General features: G+C 58.2%; 10 protein-coding genes. 8 read left to right on the forward strand and 2 right to left on the reverse strand.

The window, feature by feature from the left end; translation table 11 throughout:
* Positions 1-25 precede the first annotated feature (25 nt).
* Both tal and AACY11_RS16885 read right to left on the reverse strand, forming a co-directional pair.
* On the reverse strand, positions 26-952 hold the full coding sequence (gene tal, locus AACY11_RS16880) for a transaldolase (protein WP_339433364.1): 927 nt from the start codon (positions 950-952) through the stop codon (positions 26-28).
* Positions 953-1,154: 202 nt separating this feature from the next.
* Positions 1,155-2,117, reverse strand: coding sequence for a glycosyl hydrolase family 5 (locus tag AACY11_RS16885; RefSeq protein WP_339495357.1), 963 nt, complete (start codon positions 2,115-2,117; stop codon positions 1,155-1,157).
* Positions 2,118-2,405: 288 nt separating this feature from the next.
* Between AACY11_RS16885 and AACY11_RS16890 the strand changes: the two genes are divergently transcribed.
* The 8 genes from AACY11_RS16890 to AACY11_RS16925 are packed head-to-tail and all read left to right on the forward strand — an operon-like array spanning position 2,406 to position 11,908.
* Complete coding sequence (locus AACY11_RS16890) at positions 2,406-2,846, forward strand: low molecular weight protein-tyrosine-phosphatase (protein ID WP_339433362.1); 441 nt, start codon at positions 2,406-2,408, stop codon at positions 2,844-2,846.
* A gap of 39 nt (positions 2,847-2,885) precedes the next feature.
* On the forward strand, positions 2,886-5,114 hold the full coding sequence (locus tag AACY11_RS16895; RefSeq protein WP_339495359.1) for a polysaccharide biosynthesis tyrosine autokinase: 2,229 nt from the start codon (positions 2,886-2,888) through the stop codon (positions 5,112-5,114).
* Between the two features lie 31 nt (positions 5,115-5,145).
* Positions 5,146-6,228, forward strand: a complete 1,083-nt coding sequence (locus AACY11_RS16900; protein WP_339466205.1) for a glycosyltransferase — start codon at positions 5,146-5,148, stop codon at positions 6,226-6,228.
* Positions 6,229-6,242: 14 nt separating this feature from the next.
* A complete protein-coding gene (locus tag AACY11_RS16905; protein WP_339433359.1) occupies positions 6,243-7,355 on the forward strand; it encodes a polysaccharide pyruvyl transferase family protein in 1,113 nt (370 codons plus the stop codon).
* Positions 7,352-8,584 (forward strand): polysaccharide biosynthesis C-terminal domain-containing protein, encoded by a 1,233-nt coding sequence (locus tag AACY11_RS16910; RefSeq protein WP_339495361.1) that lies wholly within the window; start codon positions 7,352-7,354, stop codon positions 8,582-8,584. The genes AACY11_RS16905 and AACY11_RS16910 overlap by 4 nt, the downstream gene beginning before the upstream one ends.
* The gene (locus AACY11_RS16915; RefSeq protein WP_339433357.1) at positions 8,575-9,678 is read left to right on the forward strand and encodes a hypothetical protein; all 1,104 of its coding nucleotides are present in this window, start codon (positions 8,575-8,577) and stop codon (positions 9,676-9,678) included. The genes AACY11_RS16910 and AACY11_RS16915 overlap by 10 nt, the downstream gene beginning before the upstream one ends.
* A 12-nt stretch (positions 9,679-9,690) precedes the next feature.
* A complete protein-coding gene (locus tag AACY11_RS16920; RefSeq protein WP_339433356.1) occupies positions 9,691-10,734 on the forward strand; it encodes an acyltransferase family protein in 1,044 nt (347 codons plus the stop codon).
* Between the two features lie 37 nt (positions 10,735-10,771).
* Complete coding sequence (locus tag AACY11_RS16925; RefSeq protein WP_339495363.1) at positions 10,772-11,908, forward strand: SGNH/GDSL hydrolase family protein; 1,137 nt, start codon at positions 10,772-10,774, stop codon at positions 11,906-11,908.
* Positions 11,909-11,925: the final 17 nt, after the last annotated feature.

An 11,925-nucleotide genomic window follows, 5' to 3' on the forward strand; every position in this document is an offset into this window, starting at 1 on the left:
CCTTTTTGCATTTCACTCAGTCAAATCACAGTTTGGCTTGCAACAGCGCCTCAAGCTTCTCCTGGTCGCGAGCGAACTGACGAATACCTTCGGCCAGTTTTTCGGTCGCCATCGCGTCCTCATTGGACAACCAGCGAAATTGCGCTTCGTTCAGGCTCAGACGTGCTTCACCGGCATTGCCTGGCGCCAGTTTGCGCTCAAGCTTGCCAGAGTCCGCCGCCAGCTTGTCGATCAGGTCCGGGCTGATGGTCAGACGGTCGCAACCGGCCAGTTGCTCAATCTGGTTCAGGTTGCGGAAGCTCGCACCCATGACCACGGTCTTGTAGTCATTGGCCTTGTAGTAGTTGTAGATGCGCGTCACGGACTGCACGCCCGGATCGTCGGCGCCGGTGTAGTCGTTGCCGTTGGCCTTCTTGTACCAGTCGTAGATGCGGCCTACGAACGGCGAGATCAGGAACACGCCGGCATCGGCACATGCCGCCGCTTGAGCGAAGGAGAACAGCAACGTCAGGTTGGTCTGGATGCCTTCCTTTTCGAGGACCTCGGCAGCGCGGATACCTTCCCAGGTCGAGGCGATCTTGATCAGCACGCGATCGCGGCCAATGCCAGCCTTGTCATACAACTCGATCAAGCGATGCGCACGCTTGAGTACACCTTGCTGATCGAACGACAGGCGCGCATCCACTTCGGTGGAGATACGGCCCGGGATAACCTTGAGAATTTCCTGGCCCACCGCGACGCCGAAACGGTCGCTGGCCAGGCCGACATCACCCTTGCAGTCGCTGACGCAAGCATTCAGCAATTGGGCATAAGCGGGGATGGCTGCCGCTTTGAGCAGCAGGGATGGGTTGGTGGTGGCATCGACCGGTTTAACCCGGGCGATCGCTTCGAAGTCGCCGGTGTCGGCAACCACGGTGGTGATTTGTTTGAGTTGTTCCAGCTTGGAAGTCATGTGTGTGCTCTGTCCTGTGGGTTTGACGACATTACCCGAGCGCTGACAGCCACTCAAGGGCGGGTGCGTGTATCGACGGTCCCTGCGGCAACAACCTGAAAACGATTGTTTGAAAGGTAGGGCGCGGTATCGATGAGTTCGATAGCGAAACCGCCCACAGGTTCAAAGCAACCGACCTGTGCACAGATCGGTTACGCCACGCCTACTGAGCATTCAAGAGCGTTGCGGCGGCCGTTTTCGCCGGTTTCGGCTGACCGCCCGAGGTCAGAAAACCGAAGTTCTTCTCGCGATCGTTGCTGCCCGAATCGCTGTTCTTCCATTCGTATATTGATGTCAGCGGGATGTTGAGCTTTTTTACATCGGTGATGAACGCACTGATTTTGCTGGCTTGTCCGGCGTTCCCACCGTTGGAGGTGAGTGCCGATATACCCCACTCACTGATAACGCCCGGCAAATGGAAGTTCTGTTGAATAAAGGCCTGCGCGTTGCTGATCTGCGCCGCCGTCATGCCGTAGGGGTGATAGGAAATGGCGTTCAGGCATTTGGGGTACTCACTGACGATGCGGTTTAGCGCAACGGTCGAAGCCGATCCCGCCGTTGGCGCGCGTGCGAAGCCGTAACCGACCCGTGGCGTGGATTGGGGTTTGCCTTGCAGGGATTTGCACACCGCGCTCATGAACGGCACAAATGTTGTGTCGAAATGGCGCGTCGGCCAGTAGGTTTCGAGGTCCGGTTCATTCCAGATTTCAGTCGCGACCAGTTGCGCGCTGTAGGCGTTTTCCAGGCCCGCCAACACATTGGCAAACGAATCGCCGGCGGCCTTCAGTTGACGGGTGTTGCCGGGCGTCGCGGTCAGCGGTTTGATCGCGCGCACGGTCAACAGGACCGGCAAACCAGCGGAACCGGCCGCCGCAAAAGCATCGCTGACCTGCTGCTGATACGCCCTGGCGCTGAGACTGTCGCTCCACACACCGAAACGCACAAAGCTGAAGCCTGCGGCTTTGATGTGTGCAGCGTCGTCGGCGGAAAAGTTCTGGATCTTCACCTGAACACCGATGGTCCTGGCGGGAAGGTTGGGAAACAGATCACTGGCCTGCACGTGAGTGGCGGCACTGAGCGCCAATAACGCCGAGGCACTGAATCGTATGAGATGGGCGGATTTCATGTCTGATCTCCAATGAGAAGTGACAACAGCGAATAGTGATCTCGTGACATTCGTTTTGAAACTAACAAGAGCGCTAAGTGCGTGAGTGTTATTTTTTGTCAGTAATTCATTATCTGAAAATCACAGTTATTTTTGGTCCGGTAATTCTGGTTGGGGCGCTTTTAGGGCTGTGGTACTTAATACGCTGTATTAACAGGGCGAATCTATTTCTGAGTGCGGGAAGATCTAGCGGGTTCATTTAAACCGCTCTAGATGTTGGCAGTTTGATATTACACAGGAAAGTACACCTTGTTCAGAAAGATCCTTGTCGTCTGCGTGGGCAATATATGCCGAAGTCCGACAGCAGAGCTCATGCTGCGTAACGCGCTGGCCCCCTCATCAATCACGGTTTCCTCCGCCGGCCTCGCCGCGCGGGTTGGCGAATCCATAGAGGCCTCGGCCCGTCAGGTGCTGGAAGACCACGGGCATTGCGCCGAGGGTTTCAAGGCGCGGCAACTGACCTCGGACATCGTTAATGAATCAGACCTTATTCTGGTGATGGAAAAAGAGCATGTAAAACAAGTATTGAACATGGCCTCTCATGCGAGAGGCAAAGTGTTTTTGCTCGGTAAGTGGCAGAGCGAGCGCGAAATACAAGATCCGTACCGTCAAGGCAAGGCCGCTTTTATTCATGCCCATGCATTGATTGAAGATGCTGTCAGCTCTTGGGCACAACGTCTCGCGCGTTGATGAATATTCTTCAGATCAATGAATGGTAAGAACAGACTTATGCAGTTACCGTCAGTAATCGGCACCCGAAGCAATGATCAAGACAGTATTGATCTGCTCGGCATATTCGGCAGTCTGATTGACCAGAAATGGTTGATTGGCGCACTGACCGGCGCCTTTATGGTCACCGGCGTTGCCTATGCGGTGCTGGCCACGCCCGTGTACCTGGCGAACGCGCTGGTTCAGGTCGAGCCGAAAAAGAACGACATGCTCGGTTTCGCCGATCTCAACAGCATGCTCGGTGGGCAATCGCCGTCGGTGACCGAAATCGGCATCATCAAATCCCGCGCCGTGATTGGCAAAACCGTCGACGATCTGCGTCTGGATATCGATGTCACCCCCAAGACCTTCCCGCTGATTGGCGCTTTTCTCGCTCGCCGTTATCGCGGCGAGACGGCGTTCAGCGTGGCGCCACCGCGTTTTGGCCTGAACAGCTACGCCTGGGGCGGTGAACGCGTGGAGATCGCTCGGCTCACGCTGCCGAACGCGTTGCTGGGCAAGAAGCTCACGCTGATCGCCGGCGAACAGCAGCGTTTCCAGTTGTTCGATGATAACGACAACCTGCTGGCGCAAGGCGTGGCTGGCGAAGCCTTCGTTGAAGAGGGCGTTGAAGGGCTGATCGCACAACTCTCGGCGAACCCCGGCACGCGCTTCGAAGTGGTGCGCAACCCTCGAATCGTGACCATCCAGGGTTATCAGGATGCGCTGGATATCTCCGAGCAAGGCAAGGAGTCGGGGATTATTCGTCTGGCCCTGGCCAGCTCCGACGCGCCCGAGGCCGTAAAAATCCTCAACAAGATCGCGGCGCTGTATGTGCAGCAGAACGTGCAGCGCACCTCGGCGGAAGCGGCGCAGAGCCTGGCCTTCCTGCAGAGCCAACTGCCTCAGGTCAAGCGCGATCTGGCCAAGGCCAGTGATGCGCTCAACGCCTATCAGACCCGCGGCAAAACGGTGAACATCTCCCTGGAAACCCAATCGGTACTGGGCCAGACCGTTGCGCTGGACACGCGCATCTCCGAATTGAAAATGCAGCAGGCGGAGATGGATCGCAAGTTCACCCGACAGCATCCGGCCTACCGTGCGTTGATGTCGCAGATCGCCGAACTGACCCAGCAACAGAAGTCGCTGGAGAGCAAAGTCGGCGATCTGCCGGCCACACAGCAGGAGTTGTTGAACCTGACCCGCGATGTTGAAGTCGCCTCGCAGATCTACACGCAACTGCTGAACAAATCCCAGGAGCTGGACATCGTCCGCGCGGGTGCGGTAGGCAACGTGCGCTTGATCGACACGGCGGACGTCGACCTGACCAGTCCGGTCAAACCGAAAAAAGCCCTGATTGTGCTCATCGCCACTTTCCTCGGCGCCTTTGTCGGCGTCGCGCTGGTGTTGCTGCGCAAGTCGCTGAGTCGCGGCCTGGAAGGGCCAGAAGCCATTGAACAACTCGGTTTGCCGGTGTACGCGTCGATCCCTTACAGCACGCTGCAGCAGGAGGAGGACGGTAAGAAAGGTCGCGCGCGTGATGGCGTCGATAAACCGGCGTACCTGTTGGCCCTGCGCAACCCCACGGACCTGTCCATCGAGTCGATCCGCAGCCTGCGCACCTGCCTGCACTTCGCCGGGCTGGATTCGACCAACAACCGCATCATGATTTCCGGGCCGAGCCCGCAAGTCGGCAAGACGTTCGTCTCCTCCAACCTCGCCGCAGTCATGGCCCAGAGCGGTCAGCGTGTGGTGCTGATCGATGCCGACATGCGCAAAGGGCATTTGCACAAAACCCTCAATACCCCGATCAGCAATGGTCTGTCGGACCTGCTGGTCAAGCGCTGCAGCATCGAGCAGGCGATCAATAAAATCGAAGTCGACAACCTGCACTTCATCAGTCGCGGGCAGGTGCCGCCCAATCCTTCCGAGCTGTTGATGCACGTCAACTTCCGCGAACTGCTGGCGCAACTCAGCGAGATGTATGACGTGGTGATCATCGATACGCCGCCGCTACTGGCCGTGACCGACGCGGCGATTGTCGGCCGTGAAGCCGGCATCAGCCTGATCGTCACGCGCTTTGGCGTGAACCCGGCCAAAGAGATCGAGTTGACCATTCGCCGCTTTGCCCAGAACGGTATCGAGTTGAAGGGCGCGGTGTTCAACGGCGTCGAGAAGCGCGCAGCCAGTTACTACGGCAATGGCGGCTACGGCTATTACAACTACGAATACGCGTCCGACAGATCCTGAGTTGTCCTTACATGTTTGAAGTGGGTGAGTTGTGAAGAAAATACTGCACGTAGCAGAGACGATCAAAGGTGGCGTCGCGACCGTCATTCGGACGATCTCGGCATCGCCCGAAGGCGACGCGGCGAACTACCAACGGGTTTACCTGGTCCCGCAGGATCAGGAAAAAGAATTGCACGGCATTCCCGCGCCTCAGATTCGCACCTTCGCCCGAACCGGACGCAATGTGTCGTCGCTGCTGCGTTTCGCCTGGCGTCTGGCCCAGGTGATGCTCAAGGAAAAACCCGACGTGGTGCATTTGCACAGCACTTTTTCCGGGGTGATCGGCCGTTGCGTGTGCGTGCTATTGAGGCCATGGCGCAAGCCGAAAATCGTTTACTGCCCGCACGCCTTTTCGTTCCTGATGGAAAGTTCGCCAATCAAGCAGAAGGCCTATGCGTGGATTGAGCGCGTGCTGCAGAAGGTCACCGACGTGATCATTTGCGTGAGCCAGTACGAGCTGGATAGCGCCGCGAAATTTGGCATCGAGCGCAAGCGCATGACGCTGATCTACAACGGCATTCATCAACGCGACGAAGTACCGAAAGTCGATAGTCCGGAGCCGATTCATCTGCTGTTTGTTGGCCGTCTCGACTACCAAAAAGGCTTCGACGTATTACTCAAGGCCTTCGCCAAGGTGCAACGCAGCGATTTGAAACTGACGGTGGTCGGCAGTGCGGTTAATGAAGATTCGGTCGAATGCCCACCGATGGACGCCGTTGAATACCTGCCTTGGGTCACGCCCAGCGAAGTTCAGGCGCTCTACCAGAAAGCCGATGCGCTGATTGTGCCCAGTCGCTGGGAAGGGTTTGCCATGGTGCCGCTGGAAGGCATGGCCATGGGCTTGCCGGTGATTGCCAGTAACTGCACGTCACTGCCCGAACTGGTTACCAACGAGGTGTCCGGTTACGTCTTTCCGACCGGAGATCACCAGGCCCTGGCCGATGTGCTGGGGAAAATCCAGAAGCCCCGATTGCTCGACCTCGGCAACGAAGGTCGCAACATCGTGCGTGAGCGCTTCAGCGCCACGTTGATGATCCGCCAGACCTACGACGTGTATTGCGCCCCCACTTATTAAGTAGAACTCAGCTTATGAACGTAACGATTTTGCATGGCTACAGTGCGTCCAACTCCGGTGACGGCCTGCTCGTGGATCTGGCGATTGCCCTGGTGCAGCGCAACTTTGGCGACGACACGGCGATCAGTGTCGTGGCTTCCGATCCCGAGTCCTTCAGCTACCTGCCGCACCCGCGTTTTGACGCGCCAGTGATGGCGGCCAAGGGATTGGGGCGGGTCAAGCAAGCGGTGTTCCTCAATCAGTCTTACGCAGGCCTTGCTGACCTGCTGAAGAAAACCGATCTGATTGTCGGCGTCGGCGGTGGCTACATGCGCTCCAAAAGTGCCTTCGAGCACATCAAGTTGAAACTGGGCCACGCCAAGCAACTGGAAACCGCGATCCTCAGTAACGTCCCTTCGATTTATCTGCCGCAAAGCATCGGGCCCTTCCATGGCGAGAGCCGCAAGATCGTCGAGCACTACGCCAGCGCCGATGCGGTGTTCGTGCGCGACAACCGCTCCTCGGCGATGTTCGACGCCTGTGCAAACGTGTACCGCGCGCCGGATCTGGCGGTGCAGTCATTGGCCAGCAAAATCCTGCAGCAGCCGAAATTCACCCGTTGCGCGTCGTCGCCGGCAACCGTCTGCGTGGTGCTGCGCAAGCCGCCGCAGTGGAGCAAGGAAAAGAAAATCGCCTACGTGGCCAACCTGAAGTTGTTGCTGCAGCGGTTGAAGGGCAAAAGCAAAGTCGTCTGCGCCGTCCAGAGCGCCGTTCGCGGCAACGATGACGGCGCGTTTTATCGCGAACTGGGCATTACCGAAGACCTGCTGCCCTTGAAGGCGACGCTGGCCAAATATCAGCCGGATCTGGTGATCTCCGTGCGTTTGCATGGCGCCATCGAATCGCTGCTCAGCGGCGTTCCGGCGTATCACATCAGCTACGAGCGCAAAGGCTTTGGCGCCTATCAGGACATGGGCGTGGAAGACTGGGTGATCAACGGTGGCGACATCAATGTCGACACCATCCTCGACACGGTTTACGCGCCGAACGCACTGGCGAATTTTGGCAAGCGCCTGACCGACACCTGCCGCGAGATCGAGGCGAAAACCGTGGCCATGGACGACATCATCAAAGGTGTCGTTCGATGATATTTCGGCTACTGCTTCGCGGCGGAGCATTGGGCGCGAAGTTTTTGCTGGTGCTGGCCATCACCCATTTCCTCGGTTACGAGGCGTTGGGTTTTTACGGCGTGGTCATGGCGGCCTCGTTGATCGCGTCGAAGTTCTACAGCGTCGGTTTCAGTTCCGAGATCAATCGGTTGATCAGCGTGGGTGGCAGTTCGCGCCGGGTCGTCGACAAGGTCTTGCTGCTGTATCTGGCGGTGGGGTTGGTGTTGTCGCTGGTGACCGTGGGGGTTTATTCACTGTTCCAGCAGGTCGAGGCGACGAGCGCGCTGATCCTCTGCGTGACGCTGGTGTTGCTCACTGAACATCTGTCGTTTGAACTCAACGCCTTCGTGTTTTCCGCGCAGAAAGCCACGGCGGGCGCGCTGCTGTTTTTCATCAAAACCGGGCTGTGGGCGGTTTTGGCGGTGGGCGGGATGATGCTCGGCTGGATCTCGGGGATTGTCAGTGTGTTGTGGCTGTGGGTTGCCGCCAACGTGCTGGTGATCGTCGCCGGTTACCTGATAGTGGTGAACGTTCACAAAGGCCGGACGAGCGGCACGCTAGCCACGGCAACCGTGTGGAAGGCCGGGTTGCCGTTTTATCTCGGCACCGGATTGATCGCGTTGAGTCAGTACGCCGAACGCTTTCTGATCATTGATCTGGAACCCTACGCCAGCCTCGGTAAATACGTGTACGCGTGGTCGGCGGCCAACACCTTGCAGGCTCTGTCTTACGCGGTGGTGGCGGTGGTGGGCATTCCGGTACTGGCCAAGCGGTTTCAGGCCGATCAACAGCCGTTCACGGTCAAGCAATTGTTCGTGAACAAATGGGTGATGCGCTCGCTGCTGGTGTCTGCGGCGGTCGCGGTGGCGATTTATCTGTTCTTTAACGTGGTGCTCGATTACGTCGCCACCCCTGTGCCGCGTCCAGACAACGCGATCCTCGGCGTACTGATTTTTTCCTTTGCGTTGCGCGCCATTGGCGACATCGTCTGGGGTGGTTTGATCGCTTCGAAGAACAGCCGCGTATCACTGCTCAGTGCAGCCATTTGCCTGTTGATTTCGGTGCCGGTCAGCTACGTGCTGATCAAGCACTATTCGATCTACGGCGCCGCGTGGGGCAACGTCTTTGCGGTCATCGTTCAGCTCGGCGTCATTGCCGTGTTGACCCGTGTGACCCGGGCGAAAAAGGCCGTGCTGTCATGGGCCTGAAGCTGCCGTGCATCGAGTTTCGTGGCAAGAAACTCGATTCGTCGATCTCGTTCCTGATTTTGTTCACCGGGTTGTTTCTGTCGGTGGCCATGCCGCTGCTGATCCCCCGCGATCCGGGGCCGGATGCGATGACGTTGTGGTCGTCCTACGCCCGTGCCGACAACTGCAATTTCTGGAACCCGTTCTCGCCGGATCGTTCGTCCTACGAGTGTTCGGCGTTCCTGCTGCGGCCCACCGGGATCAACCTGACCAACGCCTGGGCCTACGGGATGTTCTGCAATTTTTTCCTCACGGCGATTCCGGTGGTGGTGTTCCGGCGCATGCCGCTGGCGATTTTCGGCACCCTGTGTCTGTGGGGCATCGTTCGCTCGTTTTTCCTGGAAAACCTGACCAAGGAAATCATCGTGTCGGTGGCCGTGTTGAGTATTTTGCTCAGCTCGTTGACGCGCAAATACCGTGGCGGGTTTTTTCTGTCGGCGGTGATCTACGGCGTGCTGATCCGGCCCTACTGGATTCTGTTTTCGCTGTCCTGGGTCGGCGTCTGCGTGATGAAGAAGTACGTCTCGCGCTTCACTTTTTTCCTGATGCTGTTCCTGTTCTACCTGGCCGTCGCCATGGCCATTCAGGTGGCGCTCGGGTTTCCGGTGTCGTCGATCCGTGCCAGCAACAACGAGTTGCGCACGGCGGGCGAGGAGGGGTCGAAATCGTTGATCGTGTCCTGGCTCAGTGGCGGTGACTTCGTCTCGCAGGCGCTGGACTCGATGATCATCTTCTTCCGGCTGTCGTTCCCGGTGGAGTTGATTCTGTTGTCCGGACCGGGGCAGGTGATCTTCGTCGCATTGATGATCATGACCGCGCTGCTGCTGTTCAAAGTCATCACTTCGACCGACTACAAAGGTGCGCCGATCCAGACCAAACCCAAGGAGCTGATCGCGATACCCCTGGCGTTTTTGCTGGTGCAGGGCCTGTTCGAACCGGACTTCGGTTCCTTCGCCCGGCACTTCTCCATGGTGGTGCCGGTGCTGTTTGTCGGTCTGGGATTGATGCTGCGGGCCAACAAACCCGTGCAGGTCGAATCAAGAATTCTGAATTGAGGCAGGTGCTTTATGTCGAGCAAGAAAAAGTCCCTGGAGATCGAAACCCTGCGCGGCCTGGCATGCCTGCTGTTGGTGCTCTATCACGTCATCGGTCCGTTGGGCGGTGGTTTGAAAATAGACATCGGCTCGCCGTTTCGAGTGATCGCCGACTCGATGGTGTATGTGCGCATGCCGCTGTTCACCTTCATTTCCGGATACATCTACGCCCTCTACAAAATTCGCGGCAATGACTTTTCCGCGTTCTTCGCCGGTAAGGTGCGGCGGCTGATCGTGCCGTTGTTCTGCGTGGGCGTACCGTTCTCGGTATTGCAAGCGGTGGGGCCTGGGGTGAACAAGGACGTCGGCGTGATAGACGCGTTGTTGTCGTTCTGGGTGCCGATCAACCACTTCTGGTTCCTGCAGGCGGTGTTCATCATTTTCATGTTCGTCGGCTTGCTGGAGTGGCGTGGCTTGCTGCGTTCGGCAACGCGCTTGTACCTGCTGTTTGCTTTCGCGGCGGCGGTGTTTTTGCTGCCGCCGTTCACGTTCGATGCCTTCGGCATCAATGGCGCCCTTTACCTGTTGCCGTTTTTTGTGGCGGGGATGATTGGTCAGGCAAACGTCAGCCAGTTGAAGCAGACATTCAAGGTGATCGGCCCGCTGGTGTTCGTGCTGATTTCGCTGGCCTTGCTGTACGTGGCGGCGGAGGACCGGGCGTTGATCGTCGACCGTCGCAGCCTGATCGGGTTGACCGTGGGCTGCGTCTCTTGCTTGGCACTGTTGTCGAGTGACATGCGCTCGAAGTGGCTGACGTGGTTGGGCGGCTATTCCTATGCGATTTTCCTGTTCCATGTGCTGTTCGCCGCCACGTCGCGGTTCGTACTGGGACGGTTGGGCGTGAAGGATGAAAGCCTTCTGGTACTCGGCGGCGTTGCGTGTGGCTTGCTGGGGCCGGTGGTGCTGTCGCTAGTTTTCAGTCGATTCAACTTCACGTCTGTGCTGTTTTTGGGTGAGCGGGCGGCGGTGAAGAAACCGGTGGCGACCATCGCACCGGTTGCGCAGATCAATCGCTAGAAGCTTCGCGAGCATCTCAGACTGAAGGAATTGATCCATGGTTGCAGTCGATGACGGCCAGCCTGTTGCGGCGTCGGTGATAGAGCTCGGTGATGCGCGCGAGCGCTTTGCAAAGTGGCGAGAAGGCCAGGCCGGCAAAGTGTTGTCGGTCTCGGTGATCGGCGACAGCTACAGCGCCGGGCAGGATTTCTATCTGAACAAACTGGTGCAGCGAGTAGCCGGGGAGGTCGGTTTCGCCGGGCCTGGCTACGTTGGTTTCAACCATGGCGCAGCACTGGGCGGCACGCATTTCAAATACACCCGCCGCAGTGAAAAGTACTTTGGTGGTGACTGGCGGGTGTCTGGCCTCGGTCAGGCCAGCCCGGATAGCCGCACCCTCACCGGTCGGCCCGGTTCATGGCTGCAAATAGACGCCCGCCCGACACCGGCCATCGACACCGTGATTACTCAGGCAAAGTTGCTTTACCTCGGCAACGGTCAATCCAGTGAAATCCGCTACCGCTGGACGCCATCCGAGAACTGGCGACCCTTGACGCTCGCAGGTGTCGGGGTTCAGGAGGTGCCATTGCCGGGCACACCGGCCGCGGCTGATTGGGCATTCAAACTGGAAGTGGTGAAAGGCGCGCCCACGCTGTTCGGCGTCTGGATGAGCAACGATCAGAACGGCATTCGCGTCTCCAAACTGGCGGCGTCCGGCGCAGCGTCCGCCGATTTCTATCACCGCGATCCACAGTGGCAGATGCAGTGGAAAGCCGTGGTGGCGAAGATCCCTGCCGATATTTACCTGATCATGCTCGGTGGCAACGATCAGGGCTTTGGCGTGACGCCTGCGCAGTATCTGCAGAACGTTCAGGGCCTGGTGGGGATGATCCGCGAGATTCAACCGGCGGCGAGCATCAACCTGATCATGCGGCAGGACACCACGCGCTCCAGTGCCTATCCGATGTCGGCTTACGCACAGGTTTTAGCGCCTTGGGCACGGGAACAGCATCTGGGTTACGCCAACCTGCAATGTGCGTTCGGCGCCGACGTCAGACGCTACGCCGCTACGATGATCGGCCCGGACAGGATCCATCCGCAGCCCGCCACGGGCGGCAAGGTGATTGCCGATTATTTCTACCGCTGGATCGTGGGTGGCAGGGAAGGCAGCTGCAACGAAACACCTGCCCTGTAACCCACTTTGATCAGCTT

This window comes from Pseudomonas sp. RA_105y_Pfl2_P56 (assembly GCF_963970845.1).
GTDB classification, from domain to species: domain Bacteria; phylum Pseudomonadota; class Gammaproteobacteria; order Pseudomonadales; family Pseudomonadaceae; genus Aquipseudomonas; species Aquipseudomonas baetica_A.